Origin of the sequence: Staphylococcus sp. URHA0057 (assembly GCF_000620265.1) — a bacterium.
Taxonomy (GTDB): Bacteria; Bacillota; Bacilli; order Staphylococcales; family Staphylococcaceae; genus Staphylococcus; species Staphylococcus pasteuri.
Map to the genome: position 1 here is coordinate 12,265 of NZ_JHVS01000014.1, position 22,146 is coordinate 34,410.

The 22,146-nt window shown below is 31.4% G+C and carries 17 protein-coding genes and 4 pseudogenes; 8 read left to right on the top strand and 13 right to left on the bottom strand.

Translation table 11 applies throughout. The features are described from left to right. Positions 1 to 177 precede the first annotated feature (177 nt). A complete protein-coding gene (locus tag N524_RS0108580) occupies positions 178 to 1,194 on the bottom strand; it encodes a hemolysin family protein (protein ID WP_029056266.1) in 1,017 nt (338 codons plus the stop codon). 173 nt (positions 1,195 to 1,367) lie between these two features. Between N524_RS0108580 and N524_RS13680 the strand changes: the two are divergent. From N524_RS13680 to N524_RS13685, 6 genes and pseudogenes are all read left to right on the top strand, one after another. Continuing rightward, positions 1,368 to 1,610: pseudogene (locus N524_RS13680) on the top strand (cassette chromosome recombinase CcrB); the annotation flags it as partial. Positions 1,611 to 2,291: 681 nt separating this feature from the next. Next, positions 2,292 to 3,830, top strand: a complete 1,539-nt coding sequence (putP, locus tag N524_RS0108585) for a sodium/proline symporter PutP (protein ID WP_029056267.1) — start codon at positions 2,292 to 2,294, stop codon at positions 3,828 to 3,830. Positions 3,831 to 4,363: 533 nt separating this feature from the next. After that, positions 4,364 to 4,714: an SAUGI family uracil-DNA glycosylase inhibitor gene (locus N524_RS0108590; protein WP_029056268.1), complete on the top strand. Its 351-nt coding sequence runs from the start codon at positions 4,364 to 4,366 to the stop codon at positions 4,712 to 4,714. Positions 4,715 to 4,800: 86 nt separating this feature from the next. Next, a complete protein-coding gene (locus N524_RS0108600; RefSeq protein ID WP_029056269.1) occupies positions 4,801 to 5,112 on the top strand; it encodes a DUF960 family protein in 312 nt (103 codons plus the stop codon). A 15-nt stretch (positions 5,113 to 5,127) separates the two neighbouring features. Next, positions 5,128 to 5,631, top strand: a complete 504-nt coding sequence (locus N524_RS0108605; RefSeq protein ID WP_029056270.1) for a DUF1643 domain-containing protein — start codon at positions 5,128 to 5,130, stop codon at positions 5,629 to 5,631. A gap of 15 nt (positions 5,632 to 5,646) precedes the next feature. Beyond that, positions 5,647 to 5,868, top strand: a pseudogene (locus tag N524_RS13685) (hypothetical protein). Positions 5,869 to 6,292: 424 nt separating this feature from the next. Here the strand turns inward: N524_RS13685 and N524_RS0108610 are convergent. From N524_RS0108610 to N524_RS0108630, 5 genes are all read right to left on the bottom strand, one after another. Continuing rightward, complete coding sequence (locus tag N524_RS0108610) at positions 6,293 to 6,775, bottom strand: YdhK family protein (RefSeq protein WP_029056271.1); 483 nt, start codon at positions 6,773 to 6,775, stop codon at positions 6,293 to 6,295. Between the two features lie 19 nt (positions 6,776 to 6,794). Then, entirely contained in the window at positions 6,795 to 8,228 is a 1,434-nt protein-coding gene (locus N524_RS0108615; RefSeq protein WP_017636308.1) for a multicopper oxidase family protein, read from the bottom strand. Positions 8,229 to 8,242: 14 nt separating this feature from the next. Then, the gene (locus tag N524_RS0108620) at positions 8,243 to 10,306 is read right to left on the bottom strand and encodes a heavy metal translocating P-type ATPase (protein WP_029056272.1); all 2,064 of its coding nucleotides are present in this window, start codon (positions 10,304 to 10,306) and stop codon (positions 8,243 to 8,245) included. 633 nt (positions 10,307 to 10,939) lie between these two features. Further along, the gene (locus N524_RS0108625; RefSeq protein WP_002467540.1) at positions 10,940 to 11,371 is read right to left on the bottom strand and encodes an antibiotic biosynthesis monooxygenase family protein; all 432 of its coding nucleotides are present in this window, start codon (positions 11,369 to 11,371) and stop codon (positions 10,940 to 10,942) included. Positions 11,372 to 11,577: 206 nt separating this feature from the next. After that, entirely contained in the window at positions 11,578 to 12,720 is a 1,143-nt protein-coding gene (locus N524_RS0108630; protein ID WP_029056273.1) for an RNA-guided endonuclease TnpB family protein, read from the bottom strand. A 72-nt stretch (positions 12,721 to 12,792) separates the two neighbouring features. Between N524_RS0108630 and tnpA the strand changes: the two genes are divergently transcribed. After that, positions 12,793 to 13,239: an IS200/IS605 family transposase gene (gene tnpA / locus N524_RS0108635; RefSeq protein WP_372868721.1), complete on the top strand. Its 447-nt coding sequence runs from the start codon at positions 12,793 to 12,795 to the stop codon at positions 13,237 to 13,239. Between the two features lie 334 nt (positions 13,240 to 13,573). Next, complete coding sequence (locus N524_RS0108640; RefSeq protein WP_017636312.1) at positions 13,574 to 13,999, top strand: pyridoxamine 5'-phosphate oxidase family protein; 426 nt, start codon at positions 13,574 to 13,576, stop codon at positions 13,997 to 13,999. A gap of 176 nt (positions 14,000 to 14,175) precedes the next feature. Here N524_RS0108640 and N524_RS0108645 read toward each other — a convergent pair whose 3' ends face one another. From N524_RS0108645 to N524_RS12830, 7 genes and pseudogenes are all read right to left on the bottom strand, one after another. Then, positions 14,176 to 15,681 carry a phytoene desaturase family protein gene (locus N524_RS0108645; RefSeq protein WP_017636313.1) on the bottom strand — a complete coding sequence of 502 codons (1,506 nt, stop codon included), beginning with the start codon at positions 15,679 to 15,681 and terminating at the stop codon, positions 14,176 to 14,178. Then, positions 15,678 to 16,413: pseudogene (locus N524_RS12825) on the bottom strand (squalene/phytoene synthase family protein). Before N524_RS12825 ends, N524_RS0108645 begins: the two are co-directional and overlap by 4 nt. A gap of 97 nt (positions 16,414 to 16,510) precedes the next feature. Further along, on the bottom strand, positions 16,511 to 17,554 hold the full coding sequence (locus N524_RS0108655; RefSeq protein WP_029056275.1) for a glycosyltransferase: 1,044 nt from the start codon (positions 17,552 to 17,554) through the stop codon (positions 16,511 to 16,513). Positions 17,555 to 17,620: 66 nt separating this feature from the next. Next, positions 17,621 to 19,111, bottom strand: a complete 1,491-nt coding sequence (locus N524_RS0108660; RefSeq protein WP_029056276.1) for a phytoene desaturase family protein — start codon at positions 19,109 to 19,111, stop codon at positions 17,621 to 17,623. Next, positions 19,112 to 19,585 (bottom strand): hypothetical protein, encoded by a 474-nt coding sequence (locus N524_RS0108665; RefSeq protein ID WP_037555684.1) that lies wholly within the window; start codon positions 19,583 to 19,585, stop codon positions 19,112 to 19,114. It lies immediately after the preceding gene. Positions 19,586 to 19,589: 4 nt separating this feature from the next. Further along, a complete protein-coding gene (locus tag N524_RS0108670) occupies positions 19,590 to 20,090 on the bottom strand; it encodes a TspO/MBR family protein (protein WP_029056278.1) in 501 nt (166 codons plus the stop codon). A 49-nt stretch (positions 20,091 to 20,139) separates the two neighbouring features. Beyond that, positions 20,140 to 21,639 (bottom strand): annotated as a pseudogene (locus N524_RS12830) (NAD-dependent epimerase/dehydratase family protein). Positions 21,640 to 22,146: the final 507 nt, after the last annotated feature.

The window sequence follows — 22,146 nt, forward strand, 5'->3', positions numbered from 1 at the left end:
AATGATACTTGTTCGCCAACTACAGTAAAACGATTACTAATTTTCAATCTTCTCATTTCATGTAATCGTTATAGTTACAAATTGAGTCGGATGTCAAAGTTTAAAGTCGGTAAATAAAAAATGCCCTATCATTCAAACTTTCAAATCTCAATGATAGGGTCAGTATAAACAGTTGTATTAATTATATTCATCTTCAATATCGCCAACGATTTCTTCAAGAATATTTTCTAAAGTAATGATACCTTTGAAATCAGCATTATCATAAACTGCAGCAATATGAACTTTTTTCTTTTTCATTATTTCCAAAATGTGCTTCAATGGCGTATTCAGTCTAACGTTGATAATTGGATTAACAAATGTCGCTAACTTAGATGGCTGATCCACATTAAATAATGATTTGGAATGGATAAAACCAAAAATTTGATCATCTTTAATAGCTGGATATCTTGTAAATGCATCTACTTTAATTTGTTGAATCGCATCATCAAAACGCGTATTTAAATTGAGTGTTTTGACATGTTCTTGATCGATCATAATATCTTTTGCGACTAAATTATCGAATTTAAATGCTTGATTAATATGGTGTAACTCACTGTCATTAATTTCGCCACCTTCATGGCTATCTTGAATTAATTGTTTCAATTCTTCTTCAGAGTGGAATACCTCACTCTCTTTAGCTGGTTTCATGTTGAACATTTTCAAGATTAATCGTGCTGCACCATTTAATAGCCAAATAAATGGATACATTATTTTATAGAAAAAGATGATTGGCTTCGCAAAGAGTAATGTAATATACTCAGCTTTTTGAATCGCAATGGTCTTAGGCGCCATCTCACCTACAACTACATGTAAAAATGTCGCGATAACAAACGCACCACCAATAGTAAATGGATGTATCCATGCTTCAGGAATACCTATACTACTGAATAGTGGGTTTAGAATAAATTCAAATGTGGATTCCCCGACCATACCAATACCTAAAGCGGTAATGGTAATACCTAATTGACAGGCAGCTAAGTATTCGTCAAGATGATCGACAACTTTTTTAGCAGCGATTGCTTTCTTCTCTCCTGCATTAAACAATTGTGCAATTCTTGTTACTCTGACTTTCACGATAGCAAACTCTGTCGCTACGAAAAATGCCGTTAGGACTAATAATAATATAAAAGTAATCAGACTAAATAGGGTCCCCAAATATGTTCCTCCAAAATAAAAAATATAGACTTACTATTATATGAATTGTATCAACGTTTTTTATATAATCAAAATATTTAAATTTTAAATACTAATATAAATAGTGCTATCTACTAGAACAAGACAAACAAGCTGAATTCCCACATTATAATACTGATATGACTGCTAATGTGTTACAGACAATGTTCAAAGATATTGAAGAGTTAGAGAAATAGCAATTGAAATCACTGTATCTAACGATTATCAATCGTATTGATATAAGGATAGATGAATATCATAAAAATTAATTTTACATCATCCTCAAATTGGATAACGCTTTTAATAAACAACTATTTAATAACCATCCACTCGACGAAGTGCTCCTCAGCACTTCGTCTTTATTTTTGCCGCAAACTATATATATAACTATTGAATAAACAATGACTATTCTGTTATTCTTTCATTTATTTTATCTAACCAATTTTAGAATTCTCTTTATCAATTTCAATAACACTTATCTAATGAAACAGCCATTGTCGTAATTATTTTCATAACTACACGAAGCTTATATTGAAATTGCTAAAGAACATCCCACGATAATTTTTTTACCGGGAAAGGAATGGGATTTGCAGATTCGAAGAAGCAGAAGGATTGTGCAAGCACAATCCCAAAATCCCGTTATTTTTTTATAAATAAATAATATATATAAGGAAGTAGAGACCCAACCCTATCATCAATACTTATAAATAATGAGTTGATTGTTCGTCAAAATGGGTGGGATTCCGGGATTTCCTTGTTACACCAACGTTTATCACGGGTTTTTATATAGAATTTTCTCATATTGTCAACGGGATTCTTAATAAATGACAAATCAAATATATCGATTTATATGTTACTCAAATATAGTATATTTATTTTTATTATCGTTATATACAAAATCAATGAATATTATATACTAAAAATTAATATTAAAAATATAGTCACTGCTACATAAATATAGTATTTACAATTAATAAGATTCATTAAATACCAAAAATTTAAATTTATCCTTTAAATAACTCTTGTTTTTTGTATAATTATTGTATGTAACAAAAATAAATATAAGGGAGTTATTTAATATGTTTGTTTTAGCTACATCTTTATCAAGCCAAGTGAATCTTGACTGGCGGACATATATCATGCTTGCAGTATATTTTCTAATTTTACTTGTTATTGGATATTATGGTTATAAGCAGGCAACCGGAGATTTAAGAGAATATATGCTTGGTGGAAGAAATATAGGACCTTACGTTACTGCATTATCTGCTGGAGCTTCAGATATGAGTGGTTGGATGATTATGGGGTTACCTGGAGAGGTTTATACAACAGGTTTATCAGCAGCTTGGTTAGCTATTGGATTAACTATCGGAGCTTATGTTAACTACATACTTGTAGCACCAAGACTTCGTGTGTACACTGAAAAAGCGAATGATTCAATCACATTACCTAACTACTTTACACACCGTCTTAATGATCATTCTAATATTATTAAAATTATCTCTGGGGGTATTATTGTCATATTCTTTACACTATATACTCACTCGGGTATGGTTTCAGGTGGTAAATTATTTAATAGTGCTTTTGGTCTAGATTATCATACTGGTCTTATTCTAGTTTCGGTGATTGTCATTGCTTATACATTCTTTGGGGGATATTTAGCAGTATCATTAACTGACTTCTTTCAAGGTGTAGTTATGTTAATTGCTATGATTATGGTGCCAGTTGTCGCAATGATGCAATTAGGTGGCATTGATACATTTTCTCAAGCAGCAGATTTAAAACCAACTAATCTAGATTTATTTAAAGGTACCACTATTGTGGGAATTATTTCTTTCTTTGCTTGGGGATTAGGTTATTTTGGTCAACCGCATATTATAGTGCGATTCATGTCAATCAAATCCGTTAGTCAATTAAAAACTGCCAGAAGATTTGGTATTAGTTGGATGGCTATTAGTTTAATTGGTGCTGTATGTGTAGGATTGATAGGTATTGCTTTTGTTCAAGATAGAGGAGTTAAATTAAATGATCCAGAAACGCTTTTTATTTTAATGGGTCAAATTTTATTCCATCCATTGGTTGGTGGTTTCCTTCTTGCAGCAATTTTAGCAGCTATTATGAGCACAATCTCCTCACAACTACTTGTTACTTCTAGTTCACTTACTGAAGATTTCTATAAATTAATTAGAGGCGAAGAAGCTGCAAAAAAACATAAAAAAGAGTTTTTATTAGTAGGTCGATTATCTGTTCTTATTATAGCAATTATATCTATTATAATCGCATGGACTCCGAATGATACTATACTTAATCTTGTTGGTAATGCATGGGCTGGATTTGGTGCTGCATTTGGTCCACTAGTATTACTATCTCTCTATTGGAAGGGGTTAAGTCGTACAGGAGCTATTTCTGGTATGATATCAGGAGCAGTTGTCGTCATTATTTGGATTGTTTTTGTGAAACCATTGGGAGAATATAATGACTTCTTTAATTTATATGAAATTATTCCTGGATTTTTAACAAGTTTGACTGTGACTTATATCGTAAGTCTTATAACTAAAAAACCAAACAGAGATGTTGGAAAAGAATTAGAAGAAGTTAAAAAACTTATAAAAGAAAAATAACACTTTATCACTTAAAGAGGTAGAACAAGAAATTTTGGTTCTACCTCTTATTTTTGTATTTACAAATTTCATTTTATTGAAGTATATAGTTTTTATCAATTTCAATAACACTTATCTAATATAATAGCAAATTGCATTATCTATCTACTACTACATGATGCTTATATTGAAATTGCTAAAGAACATCCCACGATGATTTTTTACCGGGAAACAAATGGGATTTGCAGATTCGAAGAAGCAGAAGGATTGTGCAAGCACAATCCCAAAATCTCGTTATTTTTTATAAATAAATAATATATATAAGGAAGCAGAGAGATACACTCATCATTAATACGTATAAATAATGAGTTGATTGTTCGTCAAAATAGGCGGGATTCCGGTATTTCCTTGTCATACCAATGTTTTTAGCGGTTTTTTATATGTAATTTTCTCTTATTCTCACCGGGATTCGTAATAAATGACAAATCAAATATATATTATCCCAATGATGTATATCAACTACATCACTATCACACTATCTAGGAGGCAATGATATGAAAACAATCACTCAAGAACTCAAACAATATATAACTCGTCTTTTCCAACTATCTAACAATGAAACATGGGAATGTGAAGCGTTAGAAGAAGCAGCAGAAAATATACTTCCTACTCGTTTTGTAGACCATATCCCACTTGCTCATCTTACACTTGAAACTTATACCTACTATAACAATGAAATACATGAGCTAAGTATCTATCCATTTCTTATGTACGTCAATAACCAACTCATCAGCATTGGTTATTTGGATTATTTTGATATGGACTTTCTCTACCTCACTGATATTAAAAATACGATTATCGATGAACGTCATCTACTAAAAGAAGGAGGGAATCGCCATGAATAATTGGATCAAAGTGGCACAAATATCTGTTACGATTATTAGTCAAGCAATTATCATCATGAAAGAAATTCAAGATGAGGTAAAATAATATGAAAATCAATCGATATATCACAAGAGGCATTAGTGAACAACTATATCTAGCGCTTCAAATATTACTTTGGAATATGGTGAAAGAAAGAGATAATCACCCCCATACAGATTACCTACACATTTTTAGACTACAAGAAGATAAGAATATATTGTCAATCACACATGAACAAGAACAACCCGCGTACAAATTGAAATATCACTATACAAACTATGTAAAAAATCAAAATGCACTACCTAAGAAAGTCTACGTCATCCGAGAAGATGATGTAGACGCTTTTTATTATGTGATGCTTTTGCCAGAAAAATATTAAAAGGAGTAACGATATATGAATACAATTAAAAGTACAATATACACAGAAGCGATATTTAGCGGAGATAAACAACACCGCTACTTACTCAAGAAAACATGGGATGAAGAGAAACCCGCTTGTACAGTGATAACGATGTACCCTCATTTAGATGGTGTATTATCACTCGATCCTACTACTGTTCTCATTCTTAATCAATTAGCGAATTCTGAACAATATGGCGCTGTATATTTAGTGAATTTATTTTCGAATATTAAAACGCCTGAAAATCTCAAACATATCAAAGAACCATACGATGAGCACACAGATATACACTTAATGAAAGCGATAAGTGAAAGTGACACAGTGATTCTAGCTTATGGCGCCTATGCGAAGCGGCCTGTTGTCGTCAAACGTGTTGAGCAAGTGATGGAAATGTTGAAGCCTCACAAAAAGAAAGTTAAAAAACTCGTTAATCCAGCAACAAATGAAATCATGCATTCACTAAACCCTAAAGCACGTCAAAAATGGACATTAAAATAAAAAGGAGGGTTATCTATGAACCGTGAAACTACACAATCAGACTGGTGAACGGTTGCTAATTTTTTAGCGTCACAAAATTATATATCAATAGTAAAAGGGCTAGTACATCACTTCACAGCAATTGAAGATGAAGAAATATTGAGGAAAATCTATGAAGATTTTATGAATGACGATTGTATTACAACGGTACTTAATAATGATTTACAGACAATTATTAACCATTATCTATCAAAATGAAAACTATATTCTAATAAAACTAGAGCATCCTTCACTTTGCAGTGAGGGATGCTTTAGTTTATCCATTATTTCTCATTTTATTATTTTTTAATGCATTTTTATTACCAATAAATCTTACCAAATTATAATCCAACCTTAATTTAAAATTTTTATTGCTATAATTATAGCATAAAAGATAACTACTAAAACTGAAAAACCGCATCACTTATGATATGCTTCTGCGTATCGGTTAATGATGTGGTTTTTAATTATATAATTTCAATTAATAACGTAATGAACAGTTTTTTGATAAATGTTATTCTTCTAAAATTCTTTTTAATTTACACACTAAAAAATATCCTCCTTAACAATAATAAGTTATTTAAATTATTGATTAAGGGGGATATTTTTATATCTATTTATTTCTCAATCTAGAACTAGATTTTTATCGTGCTTTCAGTTCATTTACTGTCATCCATTTATGATTTTTAATGATTTTACCATTATCTTTGGATTTGTAATCAACTACGTAAACAGTAGTCTTTTTCACGTTATCTATATTGGCTGTAGCACCTTTCATATCAGACATATGACTTGCTTCTAATTTAACAGTATCGCCCTTACTAAATCCATCTTTAGGTGCATCTTTGATCTCTTCGTTTACGACCCTTTTATGATTGTTTACTTTTTCATTTCCATTTGTGGGTTTATAACTTACAACATAGGCATATGTTTTATACGCACCTTTTACAGTAGCTTCTGCACCTTTCATACCTGGCATATGTCCTGCTGTAATCGTTACTTTATCTCCTACTTTAAATTCACCCTCATTAGTCGATTTCATATCTTCAGGAACTTTACTTTCATCATTATGCTTCATATGGCTCTCACTTTTTTGGTCATTAGTGTCTTTATCTTTTTTCATCATATTAAAATTTCCCTATTGATTAGTTTGTTACTTTTACTTGACCCATCATTCCATTATCTTCATGCTCAAGTATATGACAGTGAAACATGTATGTTCCAGTATTTTTAAATACAACCTCTATTTTAGCTTTTTGTCCAGGTTCCAAAGATATAACATCCTTTTTACCCCTCATATCTTTTGGAGGTTTCTCCCCATCCACAGATAAAACTTTAAATTGCGTTCCATGGATGTGGAAAGGATGTTTCATACCACCCATTTTATCTTTGACGTTTTCAATTTCCCATACTTCTTTCTGGTTTAACTTTTGTGTAAAATCTATTCTGTTAGGATCGAATTTATTACCATTAATGGTAACATTATCATTCATACCTTCTAATTTTATTTTCTTACCTACTTTTGGTGTATTACTTTTGTTAGAACTTTTCTCTTTGTTACTAATCGGTAAAATTACAGTTTTATCATTATCAACCAGACTGATTTTCTCGCCTTTCATTTTAGATAAATCTATTACTATTTCTTTTCTTTCTGAAGGAGCTAAATTAATTTCTTTTAATTTTTTAGCGTTTTTTAATTGACCGCCATCTGAAGCAATATACTCAAAACTTTGATTATTACTTAGCTTAAGATTTAAATCTCGAGCATTAGAACCATTTAAAAGTCTCAAACGTATTTTCTCTTCTTTTGCTGTAAGTTTGGGGTTTACTATTCCGTTCACAAGAACAGTATCACCTTGAGTGCCATCTTCGTCTTTCGTTTTTGAATAATTTAATTTTTTAGATACAAATGTTTTATCTTGGATTATTATAGGCAAATCATTTTTTCCATAATTACTAGGATAATTATTCTTTTTACTATCTTCTATATATAATAATCCTGATAAGCCATTATAAACTTGTTTAGCTGTATTTGGAGAGGGGTGGGGGTGATACCATAACGTAGCAGAATCTTGATTAACCTCAAATTTTATAGTTTTTTCTTTTCCTGGTTTTATAACCTGAGAAGGCCCTCCATCCACTTTTCCATTTACTTCTAATCCATGCCAATGAAATGTTGTATTTTCATCTAAGTTATTTATTAACTTAATTTTAACTTTATCTCCTTTTTTTAATTTTAAAGTTGGTCCAAGTAAATTTCCATTGTAGCCTAGAGTATTAGAAAAATTATTTTTGTAAAACTCTGTCTTTCCTTCCTGAGCTTTTAATGTATAATTTTTATAACCATTGTTATCTTTTTTTGACTCTGCAACTTTAGGGAATATTATTTCATTTTTTCCTTGTGAAGAATTTAATTTCTTTCTTTCGTCATGATGTTTCATATTTGTCATATCCATTGTATTTTTCTTATCTTCTTTCATATTCATCATATCATTCTTACTTTCTGCGAAAGTATCATTAGACGCAATAATTGTTATGGAAAAAATTATAATTAAAATTGCAAAAACTTTATTATACATAAGGTTTACCTCTTTTATTTTAATTTTAATGTAAAAGCATTAATCGCTACTATAACTGTACTTAAAGACATTAATATTGCTCCTACAGCTGGTGATAAAATCAAGCCGATAAATGCTAAAATACCAGCTGCTAAAGGTACAGCAACAATATTATAACCTGCACCCCACCATAAGTTTTGCACCATTTTTCTCATAGTATTATTTGAAAGGGTCAAGAAATGAATAATATCTGATGGATTACTTTTAACAAGTATGATATCACCTGAATCCACTGCAACATCTGTGCCTGCACCAATTGCTATACCAATATCGGCTCTTATAAGACTCGGCGCATCGTTGATACCGTCTCCGACCATCATGACTTTATTACCGTCACTTTGATAATCTTTTATAATGCTTTCCTTATCTTCTGGCATGAGTTGTGCGTGGACATCACTAATACCTATTTCTTTTGCGACAGCGTGTGCCACTTCATTATTATCACCTGTAAGCATGACTGGTGTAATATTTCTTGATAGTAAATCAGCTACCATTTGTTTTGAGCTTTCTTTAATTTGATCTCCTTGAGCAATCATGCCAATGACTTGTTGATCCTCAATTAAATAACTGATTGAATTACCTTGTTGAGCTAATTTAGTAAACAAGTCATTGTCATAATTAAGTTTATGTTTATCAAGATAAGAGACATTTGTTATTTTATATGTTTTATTATCAATTAGACCTTCTAATCCGACACCTGGAATATTATTAACGTCTTGTGGGTTAGTAAATGAAACATTTTTACTTTTCGCAAAATCAACAATACTTATAGCTAATGGGTGATTAGATTGACTTTCTAATGAGGCGAAAAGGCTTAATATTGTATCATTACTCAAATCATTTTTAAAGCTCTCATAATGATTCACAGAAAAGTTACCCTCAGTTAAAGTACCAGTTTTATCCATCATTACATAATCGATATGTTGAGCTATTTCTACAGACTCTCTATTTTTAATAATTAAACCGTTATGTGCACCAATTGAAGTAGAACGTGCAGTGACTAAAGGTATTGCCAAGCCTAAAGCATGTGGACAAGCAATGACTAACACAGTTACAAGACGTTCTAATGCAAAATCAACATCATTTTGAATGAGCATCCAGACAATAAAAGAAATCACGCCAACACTTACAGCAAAGTAGAATAAATAACCCGCTACTTTATCAGATAACAATTCAGCACTAGATTTATCATTTTGTGCTTGATTAACAAGTCCCATAACTTGAGAAAGATATCCATCTTCTCCCACAGCTGTAACCTTGACTTGTATTGTTCCAGACCCATTAATAGAACCCCCGATGACGTTGTCATTTTGATTTTTTTGTACTTTTTTAGATTCTCCAGTGACTAGGGATTCATCTATAGATGTTTGTCCTTGAACGATAATACCATCTGTTGGAATACTTTCTCCGGCTTTTACTTCGACGATATCATCAGTCATGATGTCTGATATTTTAACTTCTTCACGTTGGTCATTATCCATAACTTTAATAGCACTATTAGGTAACAGTTCTGCCATTTTCTTTAAAGCATCTCCAGCATTTCCGACAGCATTCATTTCTATCCAATGTCCTAATAGCATAATTAAAATTAAGGTTGCTAATTCCCAAAAAAAGTCCATTGTATGACCAGTTGCACTACTAAAGTTATTCATATAAAAAGCATACAAGCTATAAATATAAGCTACTGAAATACCTAGGGCAACTAAGGTCATCATGCCTGGTTTTTTTGTAGCAATTTCATCTTTACCACCAGACAAGAACGGTTTACCACCATAAAAGAATAAAATTGTACTTAATATTAACACTACCCATTCAGAACCTGGAAATGTGAATTGAAAAGGTAAGTTAACACCCATCATTGGCGATAAAAGAATGATAGGTATTGCAAAAATTAATGAAACAAAAAACTTAACTTTAAAATTTCCATGATGATGTGCATGGCCACTATGATGATGATGTGAGGCATGGTTATCATGATGCATTTGATTAGAATGATTCATGTGATTTTGATGATTATGCGCTTCACCATTATTATTCAAATTAACCCCTCCTAATGAAAATATTATAGTAAAGTTACTTATACTATAACATATACCCCAATGGGGTATAAATAATTTCGATTTATCTCCATTTATGGATTTATTTATATCATTCTGAAAATGATGTCTATACGTCCTACATTAGACCTTGTCATCGATGTTTAAAATAAGGTTTTAATTAAAAAATCTCATCTGAATTATCGCATGACAATACACTCTGACCAAGGTTAGCATTATCAACACAAGTCATATATTAATATGCTTAAAGAAAATAACGTATTTCAAAGTAGGTCTAGAAAAGCAAATTGTCTAGATCATTATTTAAAGAAGCCAGTAAATGAATTCATAATAAACTCATTTACTGGCTATTCTTCTAGTATTTATATTCAGTCTTTTCAAACTATATTAATCATTTTTTAATTCTTAAATTCTACGCCACAATAGCTGCATTTTATTAAAGATACTATATATTCAATCAATTTCAGAGTGAGTTATATACAACCTCATTTATAGTATGAGTCTGCTTATCAGTGATTTTGCTAAAAATTTTATATCGCTTAAAAAATAGGCAAGTTAGTATTTAAATAACTCGCCTATATATTTTCAGAAATATCATTTAATTCAAAAATTATGTTATTTAAATTCTAAACTAATATTAAATGATAGGTTTCTGTTTACAATAGATTTATCAGCACCTTGTTTGGTTCCTCTATTTTTATGGGATGTTTTATATTCCTGAGACTCTTGCCAATGTTTGTAAGCTGCTTCGTCTTGCCAAAACGTAATGATAACATGATGTTCATGTGTACTATGTGGCTTTAGAAATAATAGATTTTCAAACCCTTCAGTATTCTCTAGATGTTTATCTCTATTTAAGAACACACGCTCGAAGTCTGCCTCTAAACCAGGATTAGCATATAAATGGTTTAAAACTGCATAACCATATTGTGGCAAATCATTAATTTGTTCTAATATAGTATAGTGGTATGTCACATTAAATCTATTAATAGTTACCTCATTATTATTTTTGTCTAAATAAATACGATGTATTTCATTTTTTAACAAATGAATCACTCCTTTTTATTGGATGACATGTCAAAATTGCTTAAATTTATCCATAACATAATCTCTACTATTTTTATGATTCACGATAGTCTGTGGATAATCTTTTCCAATTTTAATATGATGAACTACATCGTTACTAAAGTAACGAGTTTCTAGGAACACTCATGACTTGATTTACTTATTTCAAAGTAAATCAGTGGTCTAAGCTATTTGACTAAGGCTTGTCCCAAGCCTACATTTCTTATATTTTTCGCTGCGTTAATATCTCTATCATGTAAAGTATGACATGATGAGCAACGCCAATGGCGTATATCTAATGTTTTTTTGCCACTATCATGACCACAATTAGAACAGAATTGTGAGGTTTTATATGGATTGACACAATGTAACTGTTTGCCGTATCGTTCACATTTATATTTTAATATTATTTTAAATTGATGCCATGATTGTGAGGCAATAATACGTGCTAAGTGATGATTTTTTAACAGATTAGATGTTTTCAAATCTTCAATGACAATCACATCATAGTTTTTGACTAAATCTGTCGTGATTTTATGAATATAGTCTTTACGCGTATGAGCTATTTTTTCATGAATACGAGCGACTTGTTGACGTGCTTTCTGATAATTTTTTGATTCTGACAATGACTTATCTTCAGCTTTGGCACGTAATCGACGCCTTGCCATTCTTTTTTCCCAAACATGTAACTGTTTTTGGTATTTTAAATGCAACCTTTGAGAACGATATTTATGACCGTCAGATGTAATAGCAAAATCAGAAACGCCTAAATCTATACCTACAGTTTGATGTGTTTTAGGTAAAGTTTGATTTTCACTTGTAACTAAAACAGACATCATATACTTACCACTTGGTTTTTGTTTAATAGTAACTGATTTGATACGTTCATTTTCAATATGAGGTACACTCATTCTACACTTAACCCAACCTAATTTAGGAAGTTTAACATAACGTTGATTGCCATTAAAACGTATATTCTCCCCTCTTATTGTACTTAAATAAGACTGTACCGTTTGTTTTCTTGATTTAAATTTAGGATAGCAACAAACCCCTTTAAAGAAACGGTCAAATGTATCAGATAATGTTTTAACAGAACATTGAATAGCGACACTGTCTACATCTTTTAACCAAGGATATTCCCGTTTTAACTGAGGGATTAATGAAGATAGTTTTGAATAAGATAGCATTTTAAGGTTAGCGTTATTTTGATATCGTTCTTTTAACATACCTAACATTTGATTCCAAATGAATCGTGTATGACCAAAAGTCATTTGTATAAGTTCAGCTTGTTTTTGATTTGGATATAGTTTACATTCGATTCCTTTATACATATGTGTCACCTCCTTTTACACTTATATGATAACAAACATATGACTTTGTTTAAACCAATATTAAATACTATAATTAAGGTTTATAGGAGGTTTCATATGATTGTTAAAACAAGAACGAATGTGTATGATTTTAATTTTCATCTTGTATGGGTGACTAAGTATCGTGCTTCAATTTTTGATACAGATTTAAAGCGTAATGAGATGAAACGTATACTTGAAAATATATCTCATCGTTACGATATCACTATTCAAGAAATCGAAGTGATGTCAGACCATATTCACATGTTACTAAGTTTCAATCCCAAACATGCCCCAAGTTCTATTGTTAAGACGCTCAAAGGACGTTCTGCGAGAGAATGGTTTCAACTATTTCCCGAGACGAAAAAACAACTATGGAATGGGCATTTATGGTCACCCAGTTTTTTCATGTCGACACTTGGTAATATGTCTAAAGATGTTGTAGAACAATACATTCAAAATCAATTGACAGAGTACAATGCAGGTCGCCCAAGACAATGATTCATCTCGGTACTCAAGTACCGAGTTTTCTCATTTGGCGACCTCTAATAAAATACAATTTATTTATCTCATTTTGATGCTTCACTATATATTGAAAAAGTGGATTATCTTTCGTTCTAAAAACTCTGTTAAGTATGACTCCTAAATGGATTTTATTGCTTCCTAGCTTTTTTCATACAAATTCACTTTATAATTGTCCTTTAACTTAAGATTGTGTTTTCAATCATATACCCGTTTTAACTTTTGTATAATTCACTTAAAAATAAAATAAATTTTAATACCTTACATATTATAGGCAACTTCAGTGTATATTATTATCAGAGGTGATTAAATTATGAATAACGAACAATTACAAAATGAAATTGAAAATATATTAAATACATCAAAAATAGGTGTCCTATCTACTGCACATAACAATACACCTAATAGTAGATACATGATATTTTATAATGATGGACACACACTTTATACTAAGACAAGCATTGAGTCTAAAAAAATTGATGAATTGAAAGATAATCCCAAAGCTCATGTACTTATAGGTTACGATGAAACGAATAATCGTAGTTTTCTAGAAATTGATGCTAATGTTGAAATACTGAAAGATCAAGAGACTATTGATTGGATTTGGAACAAACAAGATAAGTCCTTTTTTGACTCTAAGGATGATCCAAACTTGTGTGTAATTAAAGTAATACCAAAATCCATAAAAATTATGAACGATAAAAAATTAGACACACCACAAACCATTACGTTCGATTAGTTAAAAAGGCGAGCCTGGGACATAAATAGATGTCTCAGGCTCGTTTTCAATTTGGCAGTAGGTGACTGAATTGAAAATGCGATTATATCAAGCTTTTTTCAATCCTAGTCACCCTTGCCGGAGTGGGACTACGAAATCTATATTAGAAAATTTGATTTCTGTCCCACCCCCGCTTTTTATATACCATTATTAATATCTTCTAACATAGCATCAACTGTAATTTTAGCACTCGTCAGTACAATTGGCACTCCTGCCCCTGGATGAACACTAGCTCCAGCAAAATACAAATTTTTGTAATCTCTGCTCACATTAGGCGGTCTGTAATAGTTACTTTGCGCTAAAGTAGGCATTAAACCAAAGGCTGCTCCAAATTTAGCATTATAATCTCCTTCAAAATCCTTAGGTGTATAAATAATTTCTGTCACAACTTGCTTTTTCAAATCTTCTAACGCTTTAATCGTAGAAAGCTTATTGTAAATAATATCTTTCACTTGTGTGATTGTTGACTCATCAGACCAATCCGTATCACCTGTTTTCAATTCTGAAACGGGCATCAGCACATAAATACCTGTTTGACCTTCTGGCGCTAACGACTGATCTTCCACACTAGGAGCGTATACATATATTGATGGATCTTGGGATATTTCGCCAGAAAATATTTCATTGATATTATTATCAAAATCCTTTGAAAATATAACATTATGTAACAAGATATCTTCAGATAAATCTTTATCAACCCCTATGTACATTAAAAAGGCTGAGCAAGAATAGTCCATATTATCAATTTTCTGTGTCGTATACTTCTTAGGATGATGTTCATTTTTAATTAAAGATGAAGTAGCATATGGGAAATCAGCAGTACAAATTATTTTGTCATACTTTTCTATATGTCCGTTTACTTTTAGTCCCTCCGCACACTTATACCTACCATCAATGATAATTTCTTCAACGTTTGCGTTGGTATAAATTTGAGTATCTAATTCTTCATTTAGCGTTTGAAGTGCTCTGACAAAGCTATACATACCACCTTTTATAAAGTGAACACCAAACATTAACTCTATCATGGGTATAATTGAATACAATGACGGGCTTCGTTTAGGGTCGATACCTATATATAATGTTTGAAACGCTAAAATCTTTTGGATTTTTTCATTATCAACATATTTTTCAATTAAATTATCTGCTTTATCAAATGTTTTGAGTTTCATACCTTGATATATAGTAAAAGGATTATAAAAATCTGTAGGTTTCCTAAACGTACGTTCTAGAAAATATTTTCGTGCTATTTCGTATCTTTCGTATATATCTGTTAAAAAGGACATAAAACCATGTGTAGAGTTAGATTCAATACTTTCAAGCATATCTCTTAATTGAGCAAGATCTGTAGGAACGCGAATTTGATCTGTTTCACTAAAATAAACATCATATATATGTGATAATTGTTTAATTTCCAAGTAATCATTCATATTTTTTTGAGCATAATTAAAAACGTCTCGATAAATCTCAGGCATCATTACGATGGTTGGTCCCATATCAAATGTAAATCCATCTTGCTTGATCTGATTCATCCTGCCACCTATTTGTTGGTTCTTTTCATATAAATCTACTTGGTGACCGTTTGCTGCTAATCTTGAAGCTGCAGCTAAACCTGAAACACCGCCGCCTATAACTGCAATCTTCATAATGTTTCACTCCTATTATATTTCGCACTAAGTTCACGATAAATTTTCATTTTTTTCAATTTGCTTACATATACTTTCTTATGCAACGTATAGTTTGCCTTCCTTACTTCCACAAGTATTTCATGATAAGCTATCGCAGCTAATTCGATAATGTAACGTACCTCTTCGTCAAAATAATTAATACCGTTTAATGCAATATCATATAACCTAACTGCCTCTGTAGCGTAACTTTCCCACAGTTCTATATAATTTGGCGTAACTCCTTCATAATATATAGAATGTAGATTAACTCGATATTGAGCTAATTTTTCAACACTTAGATAAATTCTTCCATTTTGAAAATCTTCGCCGACATCTCTTAAAATATTAGTTATTTGCATTGCCTTGCCTAAAGCAATCGCAGCTTCTTCAGCTTGCTCGAAATTATTTTCATTTGATGAAGTTAATATAGGAGTTAACAATTCAAGGTTTTTTAGGTATTGAATATGTATTCAATGTATTACTTAAAGCATTCATAATAGCTGCATCACTTTGATAGGCTTGAATATAATCACAATCGCTATAAATCACATCTAAATCTCTAGCTATGCCGTTTAATTGCTCAAGGTCTTTGTATTTATCAATACTGTCATCTATAATTCTGCAAACTGCATAAATAGCCCAAATTGCTTTTTTCCTTTTTAAATCCAAAAAATCAAAGGCATATGAGAACGTTTTTGAATGTTCTTTCATTATATTGTGACAATAGTTATAATCTCTCTCTAATTGATTCCTTTATTGGCCTCCTCAGTAAACCTAGAACTTCTTGACATTTGTATAAAAAACTAACCTATAAATCTATTCTACGGCCTTTCCAATATATACGTTTGAATACATTGATATCTAACCATGATTTAAAAAATATCACGACAAAGCATATGAAGAGCAGTGGATGACATAAACTCGCAACGATATTAAAATTTCCTGTTCTTCGGATAAATATATGAAATTGTATCGCATATATAAAATATAGAGTAATAGCTAATAATATATATAACGAGCCTAAATTAATTGAAAAAATTATCGCTAAAACTGTTGTAAGTGAACCAAATAGCCATAAAAATACAAACGTAAGCGTAGACTTTTTAGTTACTTGAGAGCCAAGTGCAAAGTGTTTACTCCAACCCTCTAATAGCGCTTTATATCCTTGAGCATACATTCTAAAATTCACTACACCTTGGCCTTCATGCAAACTAACTGGCAAACCTTGCTGATTATATGCTTTACTTATTGCAAAGCCTTCAATGATTTGATTTTTAGCTTTCAAATGTCCTTGTGTCAATTTATAATCTTGCTTATTTGTCACAAGGACTGGTCCAAACGCGCCTTGCTCATTATTTGCTGATTTCGTGATCGAAAATTGATTCATACCTACGATTGTCATTAAATTAAAAATCGCCGATATATTTTCATATAGCTTTTTTATCTTGTGATAAGGTTGTATTGACAACAAACCTTTATCACCTTGTAAATCATATTGATTGGCTATATTTTGAATACTATCATCACAAGCAAACTGAACATCAGCATCAACAAACATTAATAAATCATGCGTTGCATATTTGCTACCTTGCCAACAAGCATGTGACTTACCTTGCCATGTAGTATCATTTTCAACAGTATATACGCTCGCACCATAATATCTAGCGACAACTTGTGTCTCATCAGTTGAACCATCATCCATAACAATTACTTCTATTTCTTGCTCTTTACTTATACTGTTAAGTAATTTAGGTAAGTTCTCCGCTTCATTTCTAGCAGGTACAATAACACTGACGGCTGTCTGACCTCTTCCTTTTCCGGAGTTATTTATAATCGCTCGACGCGCATACATACACATTCCACTTATTAGTGATAGTATCGTCAATACTATTGCTATTATATAAAGTATCATTCAGCCTCAACTACTTTCTCCATTAATAATAGCTTCTGCTACTTGCATACCACTCAAAGTAACCATAGGCATACCAGCACCAGGATTTACAGAACCACCTACAAAGTACAAATTTTTGAAGTACTGACTTTTTTTAGGAAACTTGAAACCTTTATTTTTCTTCTTATTAGAAACTACGCCATATATAGCTCCTTTATTAGAATTATAGTTATTTTCAATGTCATGTGGCGTCCATATATCTTCATATACAATGTGCCTTCTCAAATCTTTTAAGCCCATAGACTCTAATTTATTCAATATACGTTCTCGGAATTGCAGATATTCTGCTTCACTAAATGACTTATTCTGAATGTATGGTATGTGTGGCAATATTTTTATATTCTCGTGTCCTTCTGGCGCCTGTGTCTTATCTGTTTTATTTGTATTCACTACATAAATAGTCGGATCTTCAGGCAAAACATACTGGTGAAAAACTTGATCATAATTAACTTTAGGATTACTTGAAAAGAAAAAGTTATGATGTTGAAGCTCTGGATAACTTTTGTCCACACCAAGATGCATGACATAACCTGAACTAGCTGGCTCAAATTTACGTTCCAATTTGTTTATTTGCTTTGCATCAAAATTCAATAAATATTTATAAACAGGGATTACTTCCATATTAGATATAATATAATCTGCATATATTTCCTCATTACTTTTTATTGTTATCCCTGTCACCTTATTTTGACTATTATAATTGATACGTTTTACGGGGGTGTTAAAATGTATGCCCACACCTAATTTTCTCGCTAATTGTTCCATCGCTTCCGCTAACTTATGAATGCCACCATCTACGTACCACAAACCTTCCTCATGTTGCATTTGAGGTAATAAACTCAATACAGCCGGAGCATCATAAGAGGAGGAACCTACATATTTTATGAAATAACCTAGCATTTCTCTTAAATATGGGTTATCCACCCTTTTATTAATGGCTTGTTGCATTGTATGAAAATAATCAAATTGCTTTAAAGCTGAAAACGGACCATGATAACGAATAATTGCAAACATCGTATCTAATCCCTTACCAAAGTAGCTTTTTTCAGCAACTTGATGTATCTTTTGTGCGTAACTAAAAAACGAAGAAAGTTGCTCTATATCTTTATTTGTTAACGATTCATTATTTGTTAACATATCTTCCATGGATTCATATAAATCTAAAATTTGGCCATCTGGATAAACGTTTCTAATCTGTAAACTTAACTTACGAATGCTAACATAATCTTCTAGCCTTTCATCACATCGTTGAAATAAGCGTTGAAATACTTTAGGCATGGTTAAAATTGATGGACCGAGATCAAATCCATAGTCATCTATGTCTAACCTATTTACCTTTCCACCGATATGCTTATTTTGTTCATATAAATCCACTTGATAGCCTGCTTGAGCCATACAAATTGCGCTAGCAATCCCTCCCAAGCCACCTCCTATGACAACCACTTTCTTATTTCCCATTTAATCACCTTTTCTTTTTTGTAATTTATTATAAATACGTATTAACTTAGGGCGATTATAGCGCTGAACAATCATACAAGGCACATTAGCTATAATGACATATATAAAATTAATCATTTTAACACTTTTTGACGCTTTAAAAAACGCAATAACAGGAAATATGGATAGCAGATGAACCACCTCTGCACGTCTAGTTTCTAATATAAATCGCTGTATATCATTCATATTTTTAGATAGATCGAAAGTCGCTTTACTACTGATATTAGGGTTAAGATTTTGACCGTCTGGCAAATGATCTTTCCAATATTGCACTTTAACTAATTGTTGCCATAATTGACCCTCTTGTTCAATATTCCAACTTCGAAAATACTTATTATCTTTTTCTAAGAACTTATAACTAATACGAGTACCAAGTTGAGCAATAATCATTTGAACTATAAACCAATATAGCGCAATATATATAATCTTTTTCATCAATTTAATGCTCAGATTTAGCTGTATAGCTTGGGGTATCTTTATTTAAATACCAATTACCAGCTGTTAAATAAGTAGCAAAAGCGCTCCAAAGCATATATGGAACTAGTAAAATGCCAGCAACTTTTTTTACATTGAAAAATTTTACAGTTGTTGTAACTACTGCGCCCAGTAATACAACACTCTCTATCAACGCACTAAAGCGTAATTTATATTTGAAGTATAATATCGACCATAGATAATTCAGGCTTAATTGTGAGTAATAAGCACCTTTCAAAGCCTTACTAGTAGATTTATTAGTCACTAATGCATAAGCTACGCCCATCGTTGTATAAAGTATTGGCCACACAATTGGAAAGACATAGCCGGGTGGTGAAAAAGGTGGTTTAACATTATTTTTATAATCTTTTCTCGCATTTTTCACTGCAAATTTCCCTATAAATTTACCACCTGTAATTGGTGTTATAACTTTTATAATTGTTTTAATTATCTCGTTTGCTTTCATAGTTGATCCCCTCTTTTTTTGTAAAAGGAACTAGCCTTTATTTTAGTCGTTACAATTCGGCATTGGACATGTTATTTTTTCTAGCTAAATACTTTTTCACTCCATATACTTTCAAAACAATTGCACCTGTAATAACAATTGGCAAAATAAACTTCTTCATATTAAAGTATTCTCCTTTATTAGTTTTTTGGCTATTAATCTTGAATTTAAAAAGATTCATTACACTTTTATGTACTTTTGCTTGAGTATACTTATATACCCGCCAAGGTAACGTCGGTTCATATTCTTGTAACGCTATGATACATGCGTCACTATTAGGTAATCTTCTAAACTCTAATCTCGCATTACCACCATCTGAATCTGAAGCGAAATCTCCACCAACAATTCGATATAAAATTCTCTCATTATTAGAAGCTTTAAAATCTTTCCTTAATAATAGTAAGTCCTTATTTAAACACGGCACACTAATCGTAAAGTTATCTTCGTTAAAATCACTATTAACGACATTTAATGTAATTCTATTTAAAAAATTTGCATATGATTCTGCCAATTGAATCATATTTACATCTTTAGGTAAGACTACCCTTGATATTGCTCTAAAATCTTTAATATCGCCCTTACGTGATGACTTCCCTTTCTTTTGTGTCTTAGTTTCTTCTTCCAAGGCATTACGCACACTTTCCTTATAATCAATCTTGCCTATAGAAATGTCTTTCACAATATTTTCATCATTTCTAATCATATCATGAATTAAGCTATCCATTAACGGATAGACCATTTCTTTTGGAACACCTGAAATAAGTTTCACCCAATATTTACTTAGCCAAATGGGAATAATAGGCAAATCTATCGTAGGTAATTGTTTATCTAGTACCTCTGCAGTTTGCTTGAATAGATCTTTATAAGTCATATGACTAGGTCGACCAATATCTATCGATTCGTTCTCATTTGGATTACGCTCTACAATTTTATATAAACCGTCAATCACGTCGTCTATTGCAACTGGCAATGTTGTATTATAAGCCTATTTTGGTAGTAACAGGCCAGGTAATCTTTCTACTAATTTTTTTAATATAGGGTAAGAACTTCCTTTAGAGCCTATAATCAAACCAGCTCTTAAAGTACTTACTGGTACACCATATGATCCTAAAATCTGTTCGCATTCTAAACGGCTTCTTAAATGTGGTGATAATTCATTTGTATTAGGTATCAAACCACTCATAAATACAATATGCTGAACTTTGTTATAACTTGCGGCTTTAGCAAAATTATCAGCTAATAATGCATCCATATCTTCAAAGCTCGCCTGCGTCAACTTAGCTGAAGGCATCATAGAATGGACAAGATATATAGCGATATCAATATCCTCCATTACCTCAGTAATTTCATTTAAATCAAACAAGTCAGCTGCCTTCCAAGTAACATTTTGTTCATTTGATTTATTTTCTATATTTCTAGAAATAGCTATAATTTCATAGTTATCTTTTAATTTATTCATTAAGTGACTACCGATATATCCCGAAGCGCCTGTTAATAATATTTTTTTCATATATTTAGCCTCCAAATAGAAAAAGATGAGCAGGTAAACTTTACCTCAGCTCATCTTTAACTTAACGAGCTCACTTGCTCATTATCTTAATTGACAAGAGCTCCAAGTCTCTTAGTTTAAAATCTTACCCTTCTTAAAGCTTTTCAATCTTTATTTATAATAATTAATCAATAAATTTATCAAACCACAAGAATTTGACTAAAAAAGGAATAATCTTACTTGCTTTAATGATGTCACTAGTATAAAAAATTCTTTATCTTTTCCTGTATAATCTGGAATTAGTACCATATTTGCTTTGGTACTATATAATCACTTTCGATTTAATATATATCTTGATATTATTGAAAAGTATTTGAGCAATTTAAGTTTATTTTTACAATGTATCTACTACAACTTTATATTTTAAAAGTCATCATTTTCTATTTTATACATATATTCTTTGGCTCAGGCTGATGTAGATGTATACTTTGGTTCACCGTAATGATTCAATAATTTTTTTGCTCACTG

What these genes read in the sequence shown, in the direction of transcription:
- putP (WP_029056267.1), top strand. Translation starts at nt 2,292, where the DNA reads ATGTTTGTTTTAGCTACATCTTTATCAAGCCAAGTGAATCTTGACTGG.
- N524_RS0108590 (WP_029056268.1), top strand. Translation starts at nt 4,364, where the DNA reads ATGAAAACAATCACTCAAGAACTCAAACAATATATAACTCGTCTTTTC.
- N524_RS0108600 (WP_029056269.1), top strand. Translation starts at nt 4,801, where the DNA reads ATGAAAATCAATCGATATATCACAAGAGGCATTAGTGAACAACTATAT.
- N524_RS0108605 (WP_029056270.1), top strand. Translation starts at nt 5,128, where the DNA reads ATGAATACAATTAAAAGTACAATATACACAGAAGCGATATTTAGCGGA.
- N524_RS0108610 (WP_029056271.1), bottom strand. Translation starts at nt 6,775, where the DNA reads ATGATGAAAAAAGATAAAGACACTAATGACCAAAAAAGTGAGAGCCAT.
- N524_RS0108615 (WP_017636308.1), bottom strand. Translation starts at nt 8,228, where the DNA reads ATGTATAATAAAGTTTTTGCAATTTTAATTATAATTTTTTCCATAACA.
- N524_RS0108630 (WP_029056273.1), bottom strand. Translation starts at nt 12,720, where the DNA reads ATGTATAAAGGAATCGAATGTAAACTATATCCAAATCAAAAACAAGCT.
- N524_RS0108640 (WP_017636312.1), top strand. Translation starts at nt 13,574, where the DNA reads ATGAATAACGAACAATTACAAAATGAAATTGAAAATATATTAAATACA.
- N524_RS0108645 (WP_017636313.1), bottom strand. Translation starts at nt 15,681, where the DNA reads ATGAAGATTGCAGTTATAGGCGGCGGTGTTTCAGGTTTAGCTGCAGCT.
- N524_RS0108655 (WP_029056275.1), bottom strand. Translation starts at nt 17,554, where the DNA reads ATGTATGCGCGTCGAGCGATTATAAATAACTCCGGAAAAGGAAGAGGT.
- N524_RS0108660 (WP_029056276.1), bottom strand. Translation starts at nt 19,111, where the DNA reads ATGGGAAATAAGAAAGTGGTTGTCATAGGAGGTGGCTTGGGAGGGATT.
- N524_RS0108665 (WP_037555684.1), bottom strand. Translation starts at nt 19,585, where the DNA reads ATGAAAAAGATTATATATATTGCGCTATATTGGTTTATAGTTCAAATG.
- N524_RS0108670 (WP_029056278.1), bottom strand. Translation starts at nt 20,090, where the DNA reads ATGAAAGCAAACGAGATAATTAAAACAATTATAAAAGTTATAACACCA.